Annotated in this window: 18 protein-coding genes and 1 tRNA gene; 6 read left to right on the top strand and 13 right to left on the bottom strand. The window is 60.4% G+C overall.

Going from position 1 to position 21,838, the window contains the following annotated elements:
* Window positions 1-120: 120 nt before the first annotated feature.
* The 3 genes from ACEN8R_RS12825 to ACEN8R_RS12815 all read right to left on the bottom strand — a co-directional run bounded on the left by ACEN8R_RS12825 (window position 121) and on the right by ACEN8R_RS12815 (window position 2,745).
* Window positions 121-402 (bottom strand): peptidylprolyl isomerase, encoded by a 282-nt coding sequence (locus ACEN8R_RS12825; RefSeq protein ID WP_007933754.1) that lies wholly within the window; start codon window positions 400-402, stop codon window positions 121-123.
* Window positions 403-497: 95 nt separating this feature from the next.
* A complete protein-coding gene (locus tag ACEN8R_RS12820; RefSeq protein WP_018927672.1) occupies window positions 498-1,379 on the bottom strand; it encodes an esterase/lipase family protein in 882 nt (293 codons plus the stop codon).
* A gap of 286 nt (window positions 1,380-1,665) precedes the next feature.
* The gene (locus ACEN8R_RS12815) at window positions 1,666-2,745 is read right to left on the bottom strand and encodes a 3-deoxy-7-phosphoheptulonate synthase (protein ID WP_018927673.1); all 1,080 of its coding nucleotides are present in this window, start codon (window positions 2,743-2,745) and stop codon (window positions 1,666-1,668) included.
* Window positions 2,746-3,390: 645 nt separating this feature from the next.
* Between ACEN8R_RS12815 and ACEN8R_RS12810 the strand changes: the two genes are divergently transcribed.
* The 6 genes from ACEN8R_RS12810 (at window position 3,391) to ACEN8R_RS12785 (ending at window position 7,921) form a co-directional block, all read left to right on the top strand.
* Window positions 3,391-4,149: a carbon-nitrogen hydrolase family protein gene (locus ACEN8R_RS12810; RefSeq protein WP_018927674.1), complete on the top strand. Its 759-nt coding sequence runs from the start codon at window positions 3,391-3,393 to the stop codon at window positions 4,147-4,149.
* Complete coding sequence (locus tag ACEN8R_RS12805; RefSeq protein ID WP_018927675.1) at window positions 4,150-4,593, top strand: GNAT family N-acetyltransferase; 444 nt, start codon at window positions 4,150-4,152, stop codon at window positions 4,591-4,593. It abuts the gene before it with no gap.
* Window positions 4,594-4,720: 127 nt separating this feature from the next.
* On the top strand, window positions 4,721-5,362 hold the full coding sequence (gacA, locus tag ACEN8R_RS12800; protein ID WP_008015884.1) for a response regulator transcription factor GacA: 642 nt from the start codon (window positions 4,721-4,723) through the stop codon (window positions 5,360-5,362).
* A 2-nt stretch (window positions 5,363-5,364) separates the two neighbouring features.
* Window positions 5,365-7,188: an excinuclease ABC subunit UvrC gene (uvrC, locus tag ACEN8R_RS12795; protein WP_007933764.1), complete on the top strand. Its 1,824-nt coding sequence runs from the start codon at window positions 5,365-5,367 to the stop codon at window positions 7,186-7,188.
* 33 nt (window positions 7,189-7,221) lie between these two features.
* On the top strand, window positions 7,222-7,782 hold the full coding sequence (gene pgsA / locus ACEN8R_RS12790; protein ID WP_007933765.1) for a CDP-diacylglycerol--glycerol-3-phosphate 3-phosphatidyltransferase: 561 nt from the start codon (window positions 7,222-7,224) through the stop codon (window positions 7,780-7,782).
* Between the two features lie 63 nt (window positions 7,783-7,845).
* Window positions 7,846-7,921: transfer RNA gene (locus ACEN8R_RS12785), tRNA-Gly, on the top strand.
* A 367-nt stretch (window positions 7,922-8,288) separates the two neighbouring features.
* Here ACEN8R_RS12785 and ACEN8R_RS12780 read toward each other — a convergent pair.
* From ACEN8R_RS12780 to ACEN8R_RS12735, 10 genes are all read right to left on the bottom strand, one after another.
* A complete protein-coding gene (locus ACEN8R_RS12780; RefSeq protein ID WP_111454605.1) occupies window positions 8,289-8,885 on the bottom strand; it encodes a sarcosine oxidase subunit gamma in 597 nt (198 codons plus the stop codon).
* A 3-nt stretch (window positions 8,886-8,888) separates the two neighbouring features.
* Window positions 8,889-11,786, bottom strand: a complete 2,898-nt coding sequence (locus ACEN8R_RS12775) for a 2Fe-2S iron-sulfur cluster-binding protein (protein WP_495624940.1) — start codon at window positions 11,784-11,786, stop codon at window positions 8,889-8,891.
* Entirely contained in the window at window positions 11,783-12,085 is a 303-nt protein-coding gene (locus ACEN8R_RS12770; protein ID WP_495624939.1) for a sarcosine oxidase subunit delta, read from the bottom strand. Before ACEN8R_RS12770 ends, ACEN8R_RS12775 begins: the two co-directional genes overlap by 4 nt.
* Before the next feature lie 13 nt (window positions 12,086-12,098).
* The gene (locus tag ACEN8R_RS12765; RefSeq protein ID WP_064617105.1) at window positions 12,099-13,340 is read right to left on the bottom strand and encodes an FAD-dependent oxidoreductase; all 1,242 of its coding nucleotides are present in this window, start codon (window positions 13,338-13,340) and stop codon (window positions 12,099-12,101) included.
* Window positions 13,322-14,227: a bifunctional methylenetetrahydrofolate dehydrogenase/methenyltetrahydrofolate cyclohydrolase FolD gene (gene folD, locus ACEN8R_RS12760; RefSeq protein ID WP_064617106.1), complete on the bottom strand. Its 906-nt coding sequence runs from the start codon at window positions 14,225-14,227 to the stop codon at window positions 13,322-13,324. Before folD ends, ACEN8R_RS12765 begins: the two co-directional genes overlap by 19 nt.
* Window positions 14,224-15,090 (bottom strand): formyltetrahydrofolate deformylase, encoded by an 867-nt coding sequence (purU, locus tag ACEN8R_RS12755; RefSeq protein ID WP_064617107.1) that lies wholly within the window; start codon window positions 15,088-15,090, stop codon window positions 14,224-14,226. The genes folD and purU overlap by 4 nt, the downstream gene beginning before the upstream one ends.
* A 222-nt stretch (window positions 15,091-15,312) precedes the next feature.
* Complete coding sequence (locus ACEN8R_RS12750; RefSeq protein WP_018927684.1) at window positions 15,313-16,236, bottom strand: bifunctional 5,10-methylenetetrahydrofolate dehydrogenase/5,10-methenyltetrahydrofolate cyclohydrolase; 924 nt, start codon at window positions 16,234-16,236, stop codon at window positions 15,313-15,315.
* Window positions 16,237-16,331: 95 nt separating this feature from the next.
* Window positions 16,332-18,011, bottom strand: a complete 1,680-nt coding sequence (locus ACEN8R_RS12745) for an APC family permease (RefSeq protein WP_018927685.1) — start codon at window positions 18,009-18,011, stop codon at window positions 16,332-16,334.
* Between the two features lie 75 nt (window positions 18,012-18,086).
* The gene (locus ACEN8R_RS12740; protein WP_495624938.1) at window positions 18,087-20,429 is read right to left on the bottom strand and encodes a trimethylamine N-oxide demethylase; all 2,343 of its coding nucleotides are present in this window, start codon (window positions 20,427-20,429) and stop codon (window positions 18,087-18,089) included.
* A gap of 15 nt (window positions 20,430-20,444) precedes the next feature.
* On the bottom strand, window positions 20,445-21,812 hold the full coding sequence (locus ACEN8R_RS12735; RefSeq protein ID WP_495624937.1) for a trimethylamine monooxygenase: 1,368 nt from the start codon (window positions 21,810-21,812) through the stop codon (window positions 20,445-20,447).
* Window positions 21,813-21,838 lie beyond the last annotated feature (26 nt).

The raw sequence follows: 21,838 nt of genomic DNA, 5'->3' as shown, positions 1-21,838 counted from the left end.
CGGGTGATCGATAAGCACAATTTGTACGCTAGCGGCGCGTCCCTCGCCAGCCGTATCACGTAACGAAAACACAACGGCCCACCAAAAGGCGGGCCGTTGTGGAGAAAACTCAGGGGTTGATCAGTCCTGACGGCTGGTCACTTCCAGCAGGTGGTAACCGAACTGGGTCTTGACCGGGCCTTGCACCACGTTGATTGGCGCGCTGAAAACCACGGTGTCGAATTCCTTGACCATCTGGCCTGGACCGAACGAACCCAGGTCACCGCCCTGGCGGCTCGATGGGCAGCTGGAGTTGGCTTTGGCGACTTCGGCGAAATCGGCGCCGGCTTCGATCTGGGCCTTGAGTTCGTTGCACTTGGCTTCGCTGGAAACCAGGATGTGGCGGGCGGTGGCTTTGGCCATGGGAAAATACTCCATTCAATGTTCAGTAAAGTGCGGAGCCTACCGGATTCAGAGGGCTATTTCTTCTCAAAATGCCGTCCAGCTTAAGGCATTGTCTAAAGCCCGGCATTTCTTAAGCGTTCGGCATGCTGCACATACAGGTCAATGGGGTCGATGCCCTTGCGGACTTGACCTGTGGTCTGGCTGAGGCTGTCCAGATGATCCAGCGGATAGTCGGAACGGATCACTTTACCCAGATGGGAGCTGAACCGGCCGACCATGCCGTCATTCTGCTCGGCTTCGGTGGTGAAGTAGTGGGAGAAGGCCCGCAGGAACCCGTGCAGCGGGTTGAGCGCATAGAGCCCTTCGTCGAGGATGTTTCCCTGCAGGGTGCCGCTCCAGGAGTAGTAGCGTACGCCATTCACCAGTTCGCGACCCTTGCCGCCCCAGGTTTTCGGCAGCCCTTGAGGGTACTTGTCGTTGAATGCGCCGACACCTTCGGTGGTCAGCGCGTTGAGTGCGGCGATGGCGTTCTGCGGCAGGTGCCGGTTGCCGCTGAGCAACGACAGGAAGTCGGCGAACAGGGTGGCCACCGCTCCGGCGACCTGTTCTGGCAGGCGCCCGGGCGTCAGCGCCTTGCGCAGGAAGTCGGCCAGTTCTGAGCCGTGGTTCGGCCCGCTGACCGATGTCACTGAAGCGACCATCTGTGGCGCCAGCGCCCCCGCATATCGTGCAGCCAGTGCGCCCTGGCTGTGACCAATCAGGTTGACTTTGCTTGCACCGGTTCCTTGCAGTACCCGTTCGATCTGCACCAGCAACTGTTCGCCACGGGTTTCATTGCTGTGGGTCGCCGACAGGTGCGGGATGAAAACCCTCGCACCGGCGCTTCTCAGGGCCTGTTTGACGTCATGGAACAGTTCGAGTTTGCCGATGCGATCAAAGCCGAAGAGCCCGTGGACCAGCAGGATCGGATAGTCAGTGGTTGCATTCCGTAGCATGTACATTTCCTTTTTCGGAGTAGGTCAGGTGTGTGCTTAATGGGGGCACTCTAAAGCACAGCCACTGCTCGGCGATGTATGAAAAAGCCGCTGTAACCTGATGAAAACGGAATAGAAATCGTACGAAAACTCGAATGAGCGTGAGGTCTTGGTCGGAATATCCGGACATCTTTTTAACGATGGCCGAGATATTTCTTTCAATGACCTACCGCTGGTAGGTCATTTTTCCGTGTAAACCGACCCGATCGCCCTGCATCGCGGATCTCGGTGCCACCGCTTACTTTGGCTACTGAGTGCTTCGTTGTGCACGAAGTCGCTCGGCGCCCTGCAACAACAATTGTTCCGTCCCGGTCCAGCCAAGGCAGCCGTCCGTTACCGACACCCCGTACCGCAACGAAGGGCTCAACGGTTGGCAGCCTTCGAACAGATGACTTTCAATCATCATGCCGACCAGCGAGCGATCACCTTGCAGGCGTTGTTCCAGCACGTCGTTGAACACGGCGGGCTGACGTAACGGATCTTTACCGCTGTTGGCGTGGCTGCAGTCGACCATGATCCGCGCCGGAATCTTGAGTCTGGTCAAGTCGCTGTGCACTTTGGCAATGCTGTCGCGGTCGTAGTTCGGCCCGCGATGGCCACCGCGCAATACCAGGTGAGTGTCGGGGTTGCCCGGTGTCTGGATAATCGCAGGATGGCCCTGGCTGTCGACACCGAAATGGCGGTGCGGATGAGCGGCCGAGCGCATGGCGTCGCTGGCGACAGCCACACCACCATCGGTGCCGTTCTTGAACCCTACCGGCATGCTCAGGCCACTGGCCATTTCCCGATGGATCTGCGATTCGGTGGTGCGGGCGCCGATCGCGACCCAGCTCAGCAGGTCGTCAAAGTAACCGGCGGCCATCGGTTGCAGCAGCTCGGTGGCAACGGGCAGGCCCAGTTGGAGCATTTCGCGCATCAATTCGCGGGACAGGGTCAAACCGCCCGCCATGTCATCGCTGCCATCCAGGTGCGGGTCGTAGGCCAGGCCTTTCCAGCCGACCGTGGTGCGGGGTTTTTCGACGTAGGCGCGCATCACCAGCAGCATCTCGTCGCTGACTTGTGCAGACAGACGGGCCAGGTTGGCGGCGTATTCGAGGGCAGAACGTGGGTCGTGAATCGAGCAGGGACCGACGATCACCAGCAGACGGGAGTCTTCACCGTTGAGGATCGCGCGGACGGCCTGGCGGTGGGCGGCGACTTGTTGGGTCAGGGCATTGCTGAGTGGCAGTTGCTGTTTGAGTTGCAATGAGCTGGGCAGACGCAAGGTCAGCGCTTCATTGGCAGGGCTCAAGGTGGACAGCGGCAGAGCAGAGACGGACGAGTTCATATTCGGGCTTCCTGGGCTGGCGGCGGGGTCGTCCCGCGCGCTCGGCCCTAGTGGGGTGTTCGACAATTGGCCGGATTGGCTGCGTGTGTATGCTTGCCACCTGTGGGTGACCGATCGGAGGCGGCAGGCTGTCCCGAGCGGAAGCTGGTAAATCGCCAGGCGGTAAAAGTGTCGTAACGGTAATAAGTGGCGTAATTCATGTCGTAAATCCTCAAGTTGTCTGGTGTAACGCAAAAAATGTTCAGGGCTGAAAAAACAAAACCCCCGGTCGGGAGGCCGACCGGGGGTTGAGAATTCTCTGGTGGCGACCCGTTTAAAGTGGGCGCCGTGTGGGTATCAGGCGCGCCAGTGGCTAAACCAATACCCAAAATAAAAGCTGACCGAAGCACAAACGTCATTCGCCCGGGCAGCCGCAACCGAGCGCGGGGCGCTGGCGGTACGAAGCGGTGAGAGGGCGTTGAACATGGTCTGTCTCCGAAGAATGAGCCGAGCTTACTAGAGGCCGGTGCGCGGATTCAATCAGAAAATGCTATCGGGCATCACGGGACGTTTCTATCGGTTGGGTACGTCGCGGGTTGTGACACACTTTACGCAACGGGCGGCGTGTAACCGGCGTCCAAACCATCAACGTCACAAGGACGAACCATGACGACGCTGACCATCGCCGCCGCACAATCGATCTCCGTCGCCGGTGATCTTGCCGCCAATATTGCCCGGCACCTGCGCTTCATGCAGGTTGCCGCGGAGCAGGGCGTGCAATTGCTGGTGTTTCCAGAACTGTCGCTGACCGGCTACGAGCGCGGTCTGGCAGCGGAGCTGGCCATCGCGCCAGACGCCAGAGTGCTGCAACCTCTGCGCGATTTCGCGCGGGAGGTCGGTGTGACCAGTGTCGTCGGGATGCCGATTCGTCTGTCGGACGATTCGCCGGTGTTGATCGGTGCCCTGGTATTGGGGGCCGATGGTTCGCTCGAGATCTACAGCAAGCAGCATTTGCACCCAGGGGAGGAGGTGGCATTTGCCCCGGGAACAGGCGGTTCGACGTTGAAGATCGGTACCGACACCGTCGCGTTGGCGATATGCGCCGATTTTTCTCACGCCAGTCATGCAGCCGCCGCGGCACGGCAGGGCGCTGATCTTTATGCCGCGGGCGTGTTGATTACAGAAAGCGGCTACGCTCCAGATACCGCACTGTTGCAAGGTTATGCCCGCACCCACTCGATGGCGGTACTGATGGCCAACCATGGTGGCGCAACGGGGGGCTGGGAGTCGGCAGGGCGTAGTGCAATCTGGGCGGCGGACGGCTCGTTGGTTGCGGCGGCACCGGGGACGGGGAATCTCATGGTGGTTGCTCGTCGCAATGCTGACGGCTGGAAGGGGCAAATCGTGACTGTCGCGGAGGCTTGAATGGGGTTCGAATTGCGCCCGGCAACGTCTCGTGACCTGGACTTCGCGCGTGACCTGACTTGTCGAAATATGCTGCGCTACTACATTCAACATGAACTGTTGTGGCTGGATGAGGCTTTCGATGTTGCTTGGGAGGGACGCGAAAACTGGCTGATTGTGCGTGATGACACACTGATGGGGTATGTCAGCCTGAGCCGTGACGCCAGCGCCTTGTATATCCGCGAATTGCATTTACTTGAAGCGTACCGGGGGCAGGGTGCTGGCTCCTGGGTGATCGATCAGGTATTCGCCATGGCCTGCAAGGAACGGCGCCCGGCATTGCGTCTGACCGTATTTGAAAATAATCCGGCAAAAATACTTTACGAGAGAAAAGGACTGAAGGTGGTCGGCAAGGACCAGTGTTTCCTGAGAATGCAGCGTGATATCAATGGACTGCATCGCTGAAACACACTGCCAGCAAGCCTCGCCAGAAGAATTGACACTTTTTATATGCTGCTTTCCGCTAGGTCTGCCAGTCGCTTTTTGCTAAGGTGTCCGGCAACCCAATAAGACCAAATCGCGAGGTGTCTGCTTGATTAGGGTGCTAGTAGTCGATGACCATGATCTCGTTCGTACAGGCATTACACGAATGCTGGCTGACATCGATGGCCTGCAAGTAGTCGGTCAGGCCGAGTCGGGAGAGGAATCCCTGCTCAAAGCGCGTGAGTTGAAACCCGATGTGGTGCTGATGGACGTCAAGATGCCCGGGATCGGCGGTCTTGAAGCCACGCGCAAATTATTGCGCAGTCATCCCGACATCAAAGTCGTCGCGGTCACCGTGTGCGAAGAAGATCCGTTTCCTACCCGCCTGTTACAGGCAGGTGCCGCGGGCTACTTGACCAAGGGCGCCGGACTGCCGGAAATGGTCCAGGCCATTCGCCTGGTGTTTGCCGGGCAACGCTATATCAGCCCGCAAATTGCCCAGCAACTGGCAATCAAGTCGTTCCAGCCAACCAACGATTCGCCGTTCGACGCCTTGTCTGAGCGGGAAATCCAGATTGCGTTGATGATTGTCGGCTGTCAGAAGGTGCAGATCATCTCCGACAAACTGTGCCTGTCGCCAAAAACAGTGAATACCTACCGTTACCGTATTTTCGAAAAGCTTTCGATCAGCAGCGATGTCGAGTTGACGCTGTTGGCGGTTCGTCACGGCATGGTTGATGCCAGCCTCTGAAAATGACTGAAACCTTCGATCCAAGTGCTTTTCTGTCGACGGTCAGTGGGCGGCCGGGTGTCTATCGCATGTTCGACAGCGATGCCCGTCTGCTTTATGTCGGCAAAGCCAAGAATCTCAAGAAACGTTTGGCGAGCTACTTCCGCAAAACCGGTCTGGCTCCCAAGACCGCCGCGCTGGTAGGGCGTATCGCCCAGGTCGAAACCACCATCACGGCCAACGAAACAGAGGCCTTGCTACTCGAGCAGACGCTGATCAAGGAATGGCGCCCGCCGTACAACATCCTGCTGCGCGACGATAAGTCCTACCCTTATGTCTTTCTCTCGGATGGCCAGTTCCCGCGTTTGAGCATCCATCGCGGAGCGAAAAAGGCCAAGGGCAAGTATTTCGGCCCTTACCCCAGCGCAGGAGCGATCCGCGAAAGCCTGAGCCTGCTGCAAAAGGCTTTTTTTGTACGTCAGTGCGAAGACAGCTATTACAAGAACCGCACGCGACCTTGTCTGCAATACCAGATCAAGCGCTGCAAGGCGCCGTGTGTCGGCCTGGTCGAGCCCGAGGTGTATGCCGAAGATGTTCGCCACTCGGTGATGTTTCTTGAGGGGCGCAGCAATGCGTTGGCGGACGAGTTGTCCGCGGCCATGGAGGAAGCGGCGGTCAATCTGGAGTTCGAACGGGCCGCCGAATTGCGCGACCAGATTTCATTGCTGCGCCGGGTCCAGGACCAGCAGAGCATGGAAGGCGGGACGGGCGATGTCGATGTGATCGCAGCGTTCGTCAATCCGGGTGGCGCCTGTGTGCACTTGATCAGCGTACGCGGCGGTCGGGTGTTGGGGAGCAAGAACTTCTTCCCGCAGGTGGGTATTGAAGAAGACGTTTCCGAAGTCATGGCGGCGTTTCTCGGCCAGTACTTCATCAGCAGTCCTGAGCGCGACTTGCCGAGCGAGCTGATCGTCAACGTGGTTCACGAAGACTTTCCGACCCTGATTGCGGCCATTGAAGAGCTGCGCGGTCGTGAACTGACCATCAGTCATCGTGTACGGGGCACCCGCGCGCGCTGGCAGCAATTGGCGGTCACCAATGCCGAACAGGCGCTGGGCGCACGTCTGGCGAACCGGCAACACGTCGCGGCACGTTTCGATGCCCTGGCCGAAGTACTGAGCCTGGACGAGCCGCCGCAACGTCTTGAGTGCTACGACATCAGTCATTCCAGTGGCGAGGCCACCGTGGCGTCCTGCGTGGTGTTCGGCCCGGAAGGCCCGATCAAGTCCGACTACCGCCGCTACAACATCGAAGGCGTCACGCCAGGCGACGACTATGCCGCGATGCACCAGGCCCTGACCCGACGCTTCAGCAAGTTGAAGGACGGAGAGGGCAAACTGCCGGACATTCTGCTGGTCGACGGCGGTAAAGGTCAGCTGTCGATGGCCCGTGACGTGCTCAATGAGCTGGCCGTGCCCGACCTGATTCTGCTGGGCGTGGCCAAGGGGGCGACGCGCAAGGCCGGTTTCGAAACCTTGTACCTCAACGATGCGGCCCATGAATTCACCTTGCGCGGTGATTCCCCCGCGCTGCATTTGATCCAGCAGATCCGCGACGAAGCCCACCGTTTCGCCATCACCGGGCACCGTGCACGGCGTGGTAAAACCCGCCGCACCTCGACGCTTGAGGGGGTTGCCGGTGTCGGACCGACACGTCGACGGGATTTGTTGAAACATTTTGGTGGATTGCAGGAGCTGTCTCGTGCCAGCATCGAAGAGATCGCCAAAGCACCCGGGATCAGTAAAAAGCTCGCAGAGTTGATTTATGCAAATCTGCACAGCGAGTAGAATGCCCAACTCACCTCGTAGCCAGTTGTGTCGATGAATATCCCTAATCTGATTACCGTTCTACGCGTCCTGCTCATCCCGATCTTCATTTTGCTGTTTTACTTGCCTTACCACTGGAGCTATCTGGCGTCGGCTTCGGTTTTTGCCTTTGCCGCCGCGACCGACTGGCTGGACGGGTATCTGGCCCGACGTCTGGAACAAAGCACACCGTTCGGGGCTTTCCTCGATCCTGTTGCGGACAAGCTGATGGTCGCCGTTGCGCTGGTGCTGCTGGTGCAAGAACACGGCAACCTGTGGCTCACACTGCCGGCCGCCGTCATCATCGGTCGCGAAATCGTCGTATCGGCACTGCGCGAGTGGATGGCCGAACTCGGCGCCCGTGCCCATGTGGCGGTATCGAACCTGGGCAAATGGAAAACCGCCGCGCAAATGCTGGCGCTGGTGATCCTGCTGGCCAATCCGTCGGACTTCAGCTTCTGGGTCCTGATGGGCTACGCTTTGCTGATGGTGTCCGCTGGCCTGACCTTGTGGTCCATGGTCCAGTACTTGCGGGCCGCCTGGCCGCATCTGAAGACGGATGTGGAAAAGAAATAAAACTTTTTTGAATCAAGGGGTTGACGGGGCATCTGGATTCTATAGAATGCGCCTCACCAAGACGCGGGAATAGCTCAGTTGGTAGAGCACGACCTTGCCAAGGTCGGGGTCGCGAGTTCGAGTCTCGTTTCCCGCTCCAAATACAGAAAAACGCCACTCATTGAGTGGCGGTTTTTTTTGCGCGTTATTTTGTTGTCAGCATTGAAAAAAGAGGCTTTTGCCTCTTTTTTCGTTCCAGCGAGTTCTGCTGAAAACCATTATCAGCCACGCTTTTTTTTGTACGTTAAAACGTACATCGAAATCCTAGCTGAAGCGTCAGTACTACGTTGCTCATTTATCGTGCGTTCACAGAAGCGAATTCGCTACACTGAAAAGCTAAATTATTGGGGCGTTGTTAATCGCCGGTGCAGCGTGTACAAGCGGCATTGTCATCACTGTTGGCATCTGCCCATACATGCTTAGAACGGAATTTTGTCTCAGCATGCATGACCAGTAGGGCGGCAGAGTCAGCGCGTTGTCACAGCCGTAGCCAGACCTGAATACTCCTGCATTGCATCCTCCAACGCCCCCCGAAAATACGCTTTCGACGCCCGATCACAAAGGATGTGCAAACTCGCCTGATGCGCGGTACCGGCGTTGATCACGATCACGTTGATGCGCGCCGCCGACGTCTGTGCCACCGTCCCCGGACCGAATGTCTGGGGACTCAAGTCAGCGCCACAGAGCTTGGCCATCACCTCGCTCGGACATTCCCCTGTCAGCTGAAACCAGGCATGACTGTCCTGACGCGGCAGCAGGTAATTGGCCTGATGATCGAGTTCCCAGCGGGCTTCTTCATCGGCCATCCGTTCGCCCTGATCTTCTGGACTGCCCAGCAGTAAGTACTCGGTCTGCGACAGTCGCGCAACTAGGCTGCCATCGGCCTGGGCCACGGCGCGGTTGGGCGCGTCCGGCAGGACGAAGCCTCGGTTGCGCAAGTACTCGGCACTGTGTGCGCCGCGAAAGCCGACCCGAGGCAGGTCGGTCAGGTCCACCAGGCAGTACTCCGGCGAAGGCGCCAGGGCTTGCTGACTGACGCTAGGTTGTTCTCTCAGACTGGTCATGACTCAAAGTTCCTGGCGTTGATTATCGGGATCGAAGAAAGGCAATTTCACCACTTCGGCCTGGACCACGATGCCGCCTTCGACGCGGATCGGAATCTGTTGCCCAGGCGTGCTCTGGTCGATGCCGGCGTAGGCCAGGCCGATGATCTTGCCCAGAGAGGCGGAATATTCGCAGGAGGTGACGTTGCCGCTGATGTCCGGGCCGTTGAGCACCAGATGGCCTTCCAGTGGTTGTGGGCTGCCCTTGGGCAAGGTGAAACCGACCAGTTTGCGTTTCAGCGGCTGGGCTTCGAGGATGTCCACCGAGCGGCGACCGACGAAGAATGGTTTGGTGCGACTGACCGCCCAGCCCATGTCGATTTCCGCGGGGTGGGTCATGCCGTCAGTGTCCTGACTGACGATCACATGGCCTTTTTCCAGACGTAGCAGGCGTTGGGTTTCCACGCCGAACGGGCGGATGTCATGCACCTTGCCGGCCTCCATCAGCGCGTCCCAGAGCTTGAGTCCGTGGCGCGCCGGGACGTGGATTTCATAGCCCAGTTCGCCGACAAAACCGACCCGCAGCAACCGAGCCTTGATGCCTGCCACCGTGCCCTGGCGCACTCCCAGATAAGGGAACGCTTCGGCACTCAGGTCCAGGTCGCTGCAGACCTGTTCCAGTACCTTGCGCGAGTCGGGGCCGGCGACGTTGACCGCGCAGATAGCCGCGGTGACGTTGGCAACGTCCACGTCAAGGCGCCATTGCGCATTCCACTTGAGCATCTGCTGATAGATCCGGTCGACACCGCTGGTGGTGGCGGTGACGTAGAAATGGTTCTCTGCAAACCGCGCGCAGACGCCGTCGTCGATCACCACGCCATGCTCGTTGGTCATCAGCGCGTAGCGGGAACGGCCGACTGGCTGCTTGAGGAACGCAAAGGTGTACATGCGGTTGAGCAGTTCAGCGGCGTCCGGGCCACGCACGTCTAGACCGCCCAGAGTCGAGACATCGATGAGGCCGACCTTGTTGCGTACGTGCAGGGCTTCGGCCTGCATGCACGCGTCGCGATCCTTGGCGCTTCTGTAATACGCCGGACGTTGCCAGATGCCCGCGGGCATCATCTTCGCGCCGGCTTGCAAATGGCGCGCATGCATCGGTGTTTGCCGATAGGGATCAAAAGCGCGACCGGCAACATGTGCCAGTTTCTCGGCAACAAAGGGCGGCCGAGCGGTGGTCACCCCGGTTTCGCTGATGTTGCGCTGGGTCGCCCAAGCCACCAGACGCGCAGTCGGCAGTGCCGAATGTCGTCCCTGGGACGGGCCCATGCCTACGGTGGAGTAGCGCTTGACCAGTTGCACGTCGCGGTAGCCGATTTTCGTTGCGTTGACGATGTCGGCCACTTGCAGATCCTCGTCAAAGTCGACGAAATCCTTGCCCTTGGGATGAGGGAAAATCGGCCAGTTGAAGTTGACCCGAGCTTCGCCGCTGAACGGCGCGCGTTGCGCGCCGACTGTCAGGCCGAGGGCGAGGGCGGCGTCAGTACCGGCATTCACGCCGTCGGCGATCACGTTGTCCAGTTGATGGCGACCATTGACCGAACCGGCAACAGCGAGGTTCTGTGGCAGGCCATTGAGAGTGAACTCCGCACGCTGGTCGTCATAGGCCAGTTTGCCGCCGGCCTGACACAGCAGTTGATAGACCGGCATGTAACCGGCTGACATACACAGCAAATCGCAATCCAGGTGGTGCCCACTGTCGGCGACCTGACCCTGTGCGGTGATCTTGCGCACGTCGACGCCAGTGACATGGCGCATGCCTTTTTCGTACAGGGCTTCGTATACCGTACTGTTGCTCAAACAACGAATTTTGCGCTTGGCCAACGCTTCGGACAGGGCTGCGTCGCCGGGGCCTGTACGGAGGTCCACCAGAGCGGCCACTTCCACGCCTTGATCATGCAGATCGAGGGCGGCGAGATAACCATCATCGTTACCCGTCAGCACCACGGCGCGTTTGCCGGGTTTGACCGCATACAGCTTCATCAGCCGTTGCGCGGCGCTGGTCAGCATCACGCCCGGCAGGTCGTTGTTGCGAAAGATCACCGGTTGGTCGAAAGAGCCGCTGCACACCAGGCACTGGCGGGCACGGACCTTGTACAGGCGCTTGCCCTGAATCACCGGCAGGTAGTTGTCGGTGAACCAGGCGTTGCAGGTGGCCTCGGTCAGGATCTGGATGTTGGCGTGCTGTTGTACCGCCGCGAGCAGTTCGCGGCGCAAGGTTTCTGCTCTTTTACCTTCGATATCGAAGCGGGCATAGGTCAGCGAGCCGCCGAGAATTGGCTGCTGCTCGATGAGTAGAACCTTGGCTCCGGCATTCGCTGCAGTGAGGGCCGCGTACAGGCCGGCGGGTCCTGCGCCGATCACCGCCAGATCGGTGAACAGATATGCTTTGTCGTAATACTCGGGCTGGAAGGTCAGGTCGAGCACGCCGAGGCCGGCCTTCTTGCGAATGATCGGTTCCCAGACCTTCCACATGCCTTTGGGTTTGTAGAACGAACGGTAGTAGAACCCCACTGGCATGAATTTGGAAAACTTGCCCAGGTAAGCATCGCGGTCATTGTCCAGCGAGCCATTGACGTTCTGCGCCGTGACTTGCAAGCCGGCGGACAAAGCGTGTGCATCGGCCAGGACGTTAGGTTCTTCGGGCAGTTGCACCAGACTGTTGGCGTCTTGGCCTGCCATGGTCAGCGGGCCACGCGGGCGATGGTATTTGAACGAACGGGAAATCAGGAAGCGTCCGTTGGCCAACAAGGCGCTGGCGATGCTGTCGCCTTGCAAGCCCTGATAACGGTCGCCGTCGAAACTGAAATCCAGCGGCTGATCGCGGTTAATCAGCAGGCCCATGGGGGCGGGTAGGCGGTTCATCCTGCGATCTCCTTGGCAATTGCGCTGAACTCGACACGGGTGCTGAACAGTTCTTTAGGGTCGAAGGTGCGCAGGATTTCATCGCTGACGGTGTGACGTTCTGCCAGAAACCAGTAGCTGGACGGTGTATGCATCCACCATTCGCGCACCACACCGGCGAGGTTGTCGGTGTTGAACACGTAGTCGGCCCATTCGGCATCGCTGCAGTTGACCGGGTCGGGCATTGGCTTGAACTCACCGCCATAGGTGAACTCGCTGATATTGCGCGGCCCATTGAGCGGGCAAATCATGATTTTCATTGTCTGCTCTCCGTCAGTGGCTGGCCGCCGTGGCGCCCATTTCGTTGACTTGCTGGAAGGTCGAAAAGCGTTCGAGACCAAAGGGCTTGATCAACTCCGGCACCTTGCCGCCGCTGGCGACCAACTCGGCCATGGTCTTGCCGCAGATCGGCGTAGCTTTGAAGCCCCAGGTGCCCCAGCCAGCGTCGAGGTAGTAATTCTTCACCGGCGACAGGCCCATGATCGGGCTGTAATCCGGGGTCATGTCAGTAATTCCGGCCCATTGGCGCATCAGCTTGGCGTTGGCCAGGAACGGGAACATCTCGATGGCGTGGGCCAGCAAGCTTTCCTTGAGGTCAAGGGTCGACCGGGTGTTGAACAATGGATAGGGATCGGAGCCGCCGCCGAACACCACTTCGCCACGACTGGTTTGCTGCACGTAGCAGTGTAGGGCGGAGGAACTCACCAGCGGGTCGAGAAACGGCTTGAACGGCTGCGTGACCATCGCTTGCAGCGGGAAGGTCTGGATCGGCGAACGAATTCCGGCCTTGGCCATCAGCAAGGAACTGTGTCCGGCAATCGCCTGCACCGCGCAACCACATCTGATCGTGCCGCGGTTGGTTTTGACGGCGGTGATCGCGCCGTTCTCGATGATCAGGTCCTGGACTTCGGTGAGCTGATGGATTTCCACCCCGCGCTTGGCCGCCTGTTTGGCGTACCCCCAGGCCACGGCGTCGTGGCGTGCGGTGGCGCCGTCGATGTGCCAGAGCCCGGCGAGCACCGGCAAGTGGCCGGGATCGAGGTTGAGACTGGGCACCAGCTCGCGGATCTGCTGGCGGTCGATCATCTCGGTACGGCCGCCGAAGTGTTTGTTGACCTCGGCGCGCTGACGGAACGAACGCACCGTGGCATCGGTGTGGGCCAGGGTCAGTTGGCCGCGCTCGGAGTACATGATGTTGAAATCGAACTCGTTGGACAGCCCCTGAAACATTCGCACCGACTCGGCATAAAAGCGTACGCCCTCACTGGTCAGGTAGTTGGAGCGGATCACTGCAGTGTTGCGAGCCGTGTTGCCGCCGCCCAGATAGGACTTTTCCAGCACCGCGATGTTGGTGATGCCGTGGTACTTGGCCAGGTAATAAGCGGTGGACAGGCCGTGGCCGCCAGCACCGATGATCACCACGTCATAGCTCGGCTTGAGTTCCTTCGGTGGCGGCAAATCCACTTCCACCGGGTACTCCGAACTCAGCCCGTACTTCAATAGATTGAATGGCATAGGGCCTCCGATTGGCTGCGTAGGGCCTGGTGTTGCGCAACGGCTGCGCTGACGGTGTTTTTCATCAGAAAGGCGATGGTCATCGGGCCGACACCACCGGGTACCGGGGTGATCGCCGCGACGTGGGGCAGAGCACTGTCGAAGTCGACGTCGCCCACCAGACGGCTGCGACCATCGTCGTCGATGCGATTGATGCCGACGTCGATCACCACCGCGCCGGGCTTGAGCCAGCCGGCATCGATCAGCCGCGGCCGACCCACGGCGGCAATGACGATGTCGGCCTGACGGCACAGGGCTTGCGCATCGCGACTGCGCGAATGCAGCACAGTCACCGAGCAGTCAGCCTTGAGCAGCAGCGCGGCCATGGGCTTGCCGACGATGTTCGAGCGACCGACCACCACCGCATGCTTGCCGCGCAGGTCGCCGCAGGTTTGCTCCAGCAAATACAGGCAGCCGCTGGGGGTGCAGGGCGCAAGCACGGTGCGACCCTGGCTGAGTCCGCCGACGTTCTGGCTATGAAAACCGTCGACGTCCTTGTCCGGGTCGATGGCCTCCAGTGCACGTAATTCGTCGATATGCGCCGGTAACGGCAGTTGCAAGAGAATGCCGTTGATCGAGTGGTCGGCATTCAGGCAGGCAATCAAATTGAGTAGCTGTTCGGTGCTGGTGTCCGTAGACAACCGGTACTCCACGGAGCGGATACCGACCTCTTCGGTGCGCAGGATTTTGTTGCGCACGTAGACCTGGCTGGCCGGGTCGCTGCCCACCAGAATTACGGCCAGTGCCGGTTGAATGTCTTGCTCGCGCAGGCTGTCCACGTCCTCGCGGACCTGTGCCAACACACGGGCGGCGGCGGCTTTGCCGTCAATCAGTCGGGGCGCGTTCACCGGAAGATCACCGTTCTGTCCTGGTTGAGGAAAACCCGGTGTTCCAGGTGGTACTTGACCGCTTTGGACAGGGCCACGGTTTCGGTGTCACGCCCGGTAGCCACCAAATCGTCGGGCAGATAGACGTGATCAACGCGCTGCACTTCCTGCTCGATGATCGGCCCCTCGTCGAGGTCGCTGGTGACGTAATGCGCCGTGGCGCCGATCAGTTTCACACCACGCTGGTAGGCCTGGTGATAGGGCTTCGCGCCTTTGAACCCGGGCAGGAACGAATGGTGGATGTTGATCGCCCGGCCCGAGAGTTGCTTGCACAAATCGTCGGAGAGGATTTGCATGTAGCGCGCCAGCACCACCAGTTCGGTGCGAGTGTCGTCGACGATCTTCATCAACTCGGCTTCTTGTTGCACCTTAGTGTCTTTGGTGACTGGCAGGTAGATGAAGCGAATGCCCTCGCGTTCGGCCATGGGCCGCAGGTCGAGGTGGTTGGAGACGATGGCGGTGATGGTCATGTCCATCTCGCCCTTGTGGTAGCGGTAGAGCAGGTCGGTCAGGCAGTGGTCGAACTTGCTGACCATCAGCAGTACGCGCATCGGTTCACGGGTATCGTGCAATTCCCAGGTCATGTCGAACGCTTGGGCGACGTCGGCGAAACCGTCCTTGATCTGCTGAATATCGCCCTGGTGGCCGTCGTTGAAACGGAACACCGCGCGCATGAAAAAACGGCCGCTGAAGTCGTCGTCGAATTGCGCCATCTCCCCGATGTAGCAACCGTTGTCCGCCAGGTAGGTGGTGACGGCAGCGACAATGCCAGACACCGCGGGACAGGTGATCTTGATAATGAAATGGTTTTTTTCGTGTTGCATGACACGTCCTCGGGATGATGGCGGCAGCTCATCGCATAGCGAAAAAAACATCAGCGGACAGCAGGCTCATCCATGAGCGTATTTTCTTGGTGGGAATAAATTATTCCTGTTTGTGGCTTTATAGGGGAATGGGTGCGTGACGTCCAGATCTTTTGTGAAAGTTTTTTAACTGACAGGAAATTTTAGAGGGGCCCGAGGGCTGACCGAGTGATCCAGTGAGAATCAGCCCAACACCGGCGCACTGACCGACAGCGCTCCGTCAAGCCGCGCAGTACGCTGCAACTGACTGGCGATCAGGGTGTTCTTCAGCAGATAAGCAATGGTCATCGGCCCGACGCCACCGGGCACCGGGGTGATCGCGCGGGCAACGGTGCGCGCACTGGCGTAGTCGACATCGCCCACCAGACGGTCGCCGAACTCGCTGGTGATGCGGTTGATGCCGACATCGATCACTACCGCGCCGGGCTTGAGCCAACTTGCGTCGATCAACGCTGGCCGGCCCACCGCCGCGACCACGATATCCGCCAACCGGCACAGTGCCGGGGCATCGACGCTGCGCGAATGCACCACGCTGACCGAACAGTTGGCCTGCAACAGCAAAGTCGCCATCGGTTTGCCGACGATGTTCGAACGGCCGATGACTACTGCGTGCAAGCCGCTCAGGTCACCGCAGATTTCGAGCAGCAGGCGCATGCAGCCGCTGGGCGTACATGGGGTCAGCACCTCGATGCCTTGCACCAGCCCGCCGACGTTTTCCCGATGAAAACCGTCCACGTCCTTGATCGGGTCGATGGCGTGAATCACCGCCTGCTCGTCGATAGAGGCGGGCAAGGGCAGTTGCACCAGGATGCCGTTCACCGCGGGATCGGCGTTGAGTTGCGCAATCAGTTCCAGGACCTGGGCCTGGCTGGCGGTTTCCGGCAAGCGGTATTCAAGGGAGCGGATACCGACGTCCTTGGCCCGCAGCAGTTTGTTGCGCACATACACGTGGCTGGCCGGGTCGTCGCCGACCAACAAGACCGCCAGGGCGGGGTAGATCTGTTGGTTGGCGAGGGCCAGAACTTCTTCCCGGACCTCGTCAAGAACCTGGGCAGAGATGGCTTTGCCGTCGATATCGCGGGCAAGTGCAGGCGTGGTGCTGATCAAAAGAGTCACCGTTGTCTTGATTGAATGGGGGGCGAAGTGAACATCGAGGCGTCGTTGCGCCCCGATGATCCTTCAGAGACCGGCAAGCAAGGGGCTCAGGCTGCCAGTTGATGGCAGCCATACACTACCAGGACACCTGCGATCAGCGTGGCGTAGGGCAGCCAGCCGGCGCGCTTTTGACCGGCATCGGCCTGAATGTACAGGTCGCTGAGCATCGCTTCCGGGAAGCGCCCTTTGTCCTGCACGTAGTGGCGGTAGCAGAACACCGGAAGAATCAACAGCGCCAGCAACAGGCCGGTCACCAGGGTGCCGGCACCCCAGATATCGGCACCCAGCCCCATGCATGCCAGGTTGACGAAACTCAGTACGCCACCAGCGGCCAATAGCACGGTCGGGGCCTTGTACGGGCGTATCCAGTCGGGGCGGTCCAGGCGATGGATCCAGCCGGCATTGAGGTTGAGGAAGTTGAAGATGATGTAGCTGACGTTGGACGCCGCGAGCACGAATACGTAATCGGACATCAGCAACAGCAGCAGGTTGAACGACAGGTCGGTCCACATCGCGGCGGTGGGCGCGCCGTGTTCGTTGGTGCGGCCCAGGTATTTTGGCAGCCAGCCATCCACCGACGCCTGATACAGGGTGCGCGACGAGCCGGACATCGAGGTCATGATCGCCAGCAAAGTGGCGAGGACCAGCATGATCAGCACGATATTGGCCACCAGCTTGCCGCCGCCGATGCTGTCCGCCAGGACCTGGCCGACGCCCATGCCGCTGTAGATCGCTGGCGACAACAGGCCACTGTAGATCGCCGGTGTGACCACCGCGCCACTGGCGTCGAGGACGGCCGGGGTCACCAGTTGACCGAGACCGAGGCTGCCCTGGAACGCCAGGGGCACGAGGGTGAACACCAGGATGCACAACAGGCCGGCATAGAAAATCGCCTTGAAAGTGTCACGCTTGGGGTCCTTGAACTCGCGGGTATAGCACACTGCCGTTTCGAAACCGTAGGTTGACCACGCGGCCATGAACAACCCGCCGGCCATCAGCGTCCAGCCGGAGATATCCCAGGGGCCGTCGATGACTTGCCCGGTCGCATCATGGGCCAGGGGGGACAGCGGCAGGAAGTTGGCCTGGGCCGCCTCCCCGGTGAACAATGGCACTACGCCCACCAGCAGCAAGGGAATCAGTGAGGTCACGCCGAGCACCAGGGTCAGGCGCGCCGAGCGCAGGATGCCGCCATGCTGCACAGTGAACGCCGTCAGCAGGATCAATAGGCCGATGGCGAAGGTTGCGTTGATCCGCAGTGACAGGCCACTCTTGATCCAGCCCAGATCGAGCAGGGTCAGTTGCCAAGTGTTGATCAGTGCATCGGCGGGGAACAGCGCGGTGAGGATGTACCCGGCCGCCAGTCCGGAACCGATAGACAACACCGGCGACCAGGCCAGCCAGTTACACCACACCGACACCGGTGCGATCAGCTTGCTGTAGCGCACCCAGGCCACCGCGCCGTAGACCGAGGCACCACCGGACTTGTGCGGGAACAACCCGGCGATTTCGGCGTAGGTGAAGGCCTGGATAAAGCCGAACAGGATCGACACGATCCAGACGATCCAGGCCGGTTTGCCGACCGTGGCGGCAATCGCGCCGATAGAGAACAGCACCAGGGCGGGCACGCCGCTGGCGACCCAGAATGCCCCGCGCCAATCGATCTTGCGGTGCAGGCCGCCCACTGAACTGGCAGCCTGCGGTACGGCCTCGAACGTAGTCGCTTCCATCTTCGTATTCCCATGTCTGAGTAGAGGTGTAGTGGGGCAGTCAAAGTCGGGTGGCGCACATACTCGTCTGATTGATCAACTGCGTACCCGGCTCTTGTCTGGGTCGTAGAAAATCGCTGCGGTGACCGTGGCGCTGATGCGCTTCTGCAGGCCATCGACTTTGCCGATCTCAAGCGTCGTACCCACGTCGGCGCAGGCCACATCGACCCGGCACAGGGCGATGTTGCTGGCCAGCAGCGGCGAGCGGCAGGCACTGGTGATCACCCCGACCTGGGCCCGGCCGTGGTACACCGGGTCGCCGTGGTGAGCGCCTTCGTTGCCGCTCAATTGCAGGCCTACCAGCTTGTGGGCGGGATGGGCACTGCGCCGCAGCAGGGCGTCGCGACCGACGAAGTCATCGGTTTTGCTTTTCAGCGGCACACTAAAACCTATGCCCGCTTCAAAGGGGTCGGTCTGATCGCTGAACTCGTAACCGGCAAAGATCAGCCCGGCTTCGATGCGCAGCATGTCGAGGGCTTCCAGGCCCAGCGGCACCAGACCCAAGGGTTGGCCCAGCGCCCAGATCCGGTCCCAGACCCGCTCGGCATCTTCGGGTTGGCACCAGACTTCGTAGCCCAGTTCGCCGGTGTAGCCGGTGCGCGAGATCATCAGCGGGCAGCCGTCGTAATCATCCAGGCGGCCCACCAGAAAGCGGAACCAGCCGAGGGTTTCCAGGCCCGGTTGAGTGGGTGGGGTCCAGACCATCTGCTTGAGCAGCTCGCGGCTCAGTGGGCCTTGCACCGCCAGGTTGTGGATCTGCTCGCTGGCGGATTTGACCCAGACCTTCATGCCGAGTTTCTGTGCCTGCTCGCGCAACCAGGTCCCGGCGTAGTCTTCGCCGCAGATCCAGCGGAAATTGTCCGGCCCCAGGCGCAGCAGGGTGCCATCGTCGAGCATGCCGCCGTGTTCGTGGCACATCGCCGAGTACACCACTTGTCCCACCGCCAGGCGCCGCACGTCGCGGGTCAGACAGTACTGCAGCAAGGCTTCGGCGTCGGGGCCGATGATTTCGAATTTGCGCAGGGCGGTCAGGTCCATCACCGCCACCCGTTCGCGGCAACCGAGGTATTCCTCAATCGCACCATAGCCGTCATAGCGCAGTGGCAGCCACCAGTTGCGGTAGTCGACGAAGCTGCCGGTCAAGGCGCTGGTGCGTGAGTGGAACGCAGTCTCACGGGTGAGAATCGGGTCGGCATCGGCCGTGGTTCGAGTGCTCATGGCGATGGAAAAACGCTCCTTTTCGTTGTAGATGCGGACATGGATATCGGTCGGGTTCCAGCCATTGGCCGGGTCGATGTCATCCGGACACGAAGTACTGCCGCACACCAGGTCGGTCATGGCCCGCAGCAGCACGTAGTCACCGGGACGCGACCAGGGTTCGTCGAGGGTCATCTGCTGGTGCGCGTCGATCCCGGTATTGAAGAAAAAATTGATCGCCGGCCAGCCATTGCGGGCCTTGACCCCATGGGACGCGAGCACTCGGCTGAGGTTGTCGCTGCAGTTGTCGTGCCCGAAGTAGCCATGGCTCTCGTAGTAGCGCGAGGCGCAGGCCAGGGCGAAGGAGTCGTGGCGGCCGACGGTGTCACGCACCACCTCCAGCATCGGTTGCATCTGCCGGTCGAAAAACTTTGAGAACAGTCCCGGTGCCGGGTAGGCGCTGCCGTTCAGGGTGCGGGTCACGGTCTGGTCCAGGTCCAGTTCCAGGCCGCAATCCAGTGCCCGTCGATCCAGGGCGACGAAGTCCGAGCACTGGCGACCGGCGACATCCAGCACCTGCACATACTGACCTTTGCCGACGGTGTAACTGTGGGCGGTGCCGGCGCCGATGGTGAACTCGTCAAGTAACTCGCCCAAGGGTTCGGGCAACGCGGGGAGCAGCAGCGGCGAGGGATTGGCCCGAGTCACCCATAACCTGAGTTCGCTGGGCCGGTATTGCCGGTCAACGGCGGTCGGCCCGGCGGGTGCCGCGACGATCACCAGTAGCTCATCGCTGGCGACGAAGCGGCGGCTGAAGTCGGCAGGGCTGTCCTCGTCCCAGAGTGAGGCGGCGCTGGGCAGGTGTTGTGGATCAATCGCGCGTCGGATCAGCGCCTGGCCAATGCGGCGCGACTGCAAGGTCGGTTCGGCGAGCCGTGCGCCGATAAACCCGCAGGCCGTCGAACCGCTCAGCGCCCAGGCCGCCAGGGCGCTGCGACCGAGCATATCCACGGCCAGCAATTCGCAGGGTTGCCGACCTTCGAGGTCGATCACTTGCAGGCTGTCACCGGGCTGCAGCGCGACAAGGGTCAGGCCGCCGGCGGCCACCCGATAGCGCTCCAGGGCCGGGGCCCGGGCAAAGAGTCCGGGCTCCCGCGGGCGGGAAACACGAGGTGCGTTCATGGTGAGGCTCCCGGGTCAACCGATCGACTTGACGGACATCGGCGGTTCAGCGAGGTACGCCGCCATGGAGTCGTCAAGGGCATGCAGCCAAGGCGTGTGGTGGGGTGGCGACTGGGTGCCGGTCATCAGCGATCGGTAGGATTTGTCGCGGTAACCCATGATGTTGTGGGCCTTGTCGTGCTTCCAGTGCAGGAAGGTGTCGTTGACCGCGGCGATATCGAAGTTCGGGTAGTCGGTGGCGTCCACCAGTTGCTGGATATAGGCACCCTGGTATTCGAACATCTGCTGGTTGGTTTCAAGCTGCTGTTCACGGGCATGCCATTGCTGACTATCGGCGGCCCTTTGTGTCTGGTCGGGTAGGGCGATGCGTTGCAGGATCACGTCGCGGGCGTACCAGGCCTGGGCGTCGAACATGTTGAACGAGTACCACTGGTCCTGCATGCCGAGGTAAATCAGTTGCGGGTTGGGCTCCCAGAAAATGCCCTTGTACAGGTTCATCGGCCATAGCCGGTTGTCGGTCTTGAGGCACAGTTCGTCCGGCAGGAAGGGGAAGTGATGTTTGTAGCCGGTGCAGAGGATCACCGCATCGACGTGCTTGTGGGTGCCGTCGATAAAGTACGCGCGGTTTTTTTCCAGGCGTTGCAACAGCGGTTTTTCTTCCCAGTTGGCGGGCCAGTCATAGCCCATGGGCGCGGTGCGGTAGCAGCTGGTGATGCTGCGGGCGCCGTATTTGTAGCACTGGGAACCGATGTCTTCGGCAGAATAGCTGCTGCCGACGATCAGCAGATCCTTGCCCTTGAACTCCAGCGCCTCGCGGAAATCATGGGCGTGCAGGATGCGCCCGCCGAACTGCTCGAATCCTGGGAAGTACGGCATCTTCGGCGTCGAGAAGTGCCCGCAGGCGTTGATCACATAATCGAACTGTTCCGAGGTCTGGGTATCGCTGCCGTGGTCGTGGGCGACCACCGTGAAGCGGCGAGTCTCTTGGTCAAAGGTGACCTGGCGCACCACATTGTTGAAACGGATGTAGTCGCGAACCCCGGCTTTTTCGACGCGACCCTTGATGTAGTCCCACAGCACTTCCCGCGGTGGGTAGGAGCCGATGGGGCGGCCAAAATGTTCTTCGAAGGTGTAGTCGGCGAACTCCAGGCATTCCTTCGGGCCGTTCGACCAGAGGTAGCGGTACATGCTGCCATGCACCGGTTCGCCGTTCTCGTCCAGGCCGGTGCGCCAGGTGTAATTCCACATGCCACCCCAGTCCTGCTGTTTTTCGTAGCAGACGAGTTCCGGGATGGGCGTGCCCTGGTCCCTGGCTGATTGAAATGCCCGCAGTTGAGCCATGCCGCAAGGGCCGGCGCCGATGATTGCTACGCGTGTGGTCATGGTCGTCTCTCGTGACTGTGTCTTGT

The sequence above is a fragment of the Pseudomonas sp. Pseusp15 genome (assembly GCF_059492165.1).
This window is presented reverse-complemented; position numbering and strand designations above follow the sequence as displayed.

Excerpts from the sequence above, each read along its gene's own strand:
- ACEN8R_RS12745 (WP_018927685.1), bottom strand. The coding sequence starts at position 18,011 with ATGGAAGCGACTACGTTCGAGGCCGTACCGCAGGCTGCCAGTTCAGTG.
- ACEN8R_RS12780 (WP_111454605.1), bottom strand. The coding sequence starts at position 8,885 with ATGACCAGTCTGAGAGAACAACCTAGCGTCAGTCAGCAAGCCCTGGCG.
- purU (WP_064617107.1), bottom strand. The coding sequence starts at position 15,090 with ATGCAACACGAAAAAAACCATTTCATTATCAAGATCACCTGTCCCGCG.
- ACEN8R_RS12735 (WP_495624937.1), bottom strand. The coding sequence starts at position 21,812 with ATGACCACACGCGTAGCAATCATCGGCGCCGGCCCTTGCGGCATGGCT.
- ACEN8R_RS12825 (WP_007933754.1), bottom strand. The coding sequence starts at position 402 with ATGGCCAAAGCCACCGCCCGCCACATCCTGGTTTCCAGCGAAGCCAAG.
- pgsA (WP_007933765.1), top strand. The coding sequence starts at position 7,222 with ATGAATATCCCTAATCTGATTACCGTTCTACGCGTCCTGCTCATCCCG.
- ACEN8R_RS12810 (WP_018927674.1), top strand. The coding sequence starts at position 3,391 with ATGACGACGCTGACCATCGCCGCCGCACAATCGATCTCCGTCGCCGGT.
- ACEN8R_RS12820 (WP_018927672.1), bottom strand. The coding sequence starts at position 1,379 with ATGCTACGGAATGCAACCACTGACTATCCGATCCTGCTGGTCCACGGG.
- ACEN8R_RS12775 (WP_495624940.1), bottom strand. The coding sequence starts at position 11,786 with ATGAACCGCCTACCCGCCCCCATGGGCCTGCTGATTAACCGCGATCAG.
- ACEN8R_RS12770 (WP_495624939.1), bottom strand. The coding sequence starts at position 12,085 with ATGAAAATCATGATTTGCCCGCTCAATGGGCCGCGCAATATCAGCGAG.
- ACEN8R_RS12815 (WP_018927673.1), bottom strand. The coding sequence starts at position 2,745 with ATGAACTCGTCCGTCTCTGCTCTGCCGCTGTCCACCTTGAGCCCTGCC.
- ACEN8R_RS12805 (WP_018927675.1), top strand. The coding sequence starts at position 4,150 with ATGGGGTTCGAATTGCGCCCGGCAACGTCTCGTGACCTGGACTTCGCG.
- ACEN8R_RS12740 (WP_495624938.1), bottom strand. The coding sequence starts at position 20,429 with ATGAACGCACCTCGTGTTTCCCGCCCGCGGGAGCCCGGACTCTTTGCC.
- ACEN8R_RS12765 (WP_064617105.1), bottom strand. The coding sequence starts at position 13,340 with ATGCCATTCAATCTATTGAAGTACGGGCTGAGTTCGGAGTACCCGGTG.
- uvrC (WP_007933764.1), top strand. The coding sequence starts at position 5,365 with ATGACTGAAACCTTCGATCCAAGTGCTTTTCTGTCGACGGTCAGTGGG.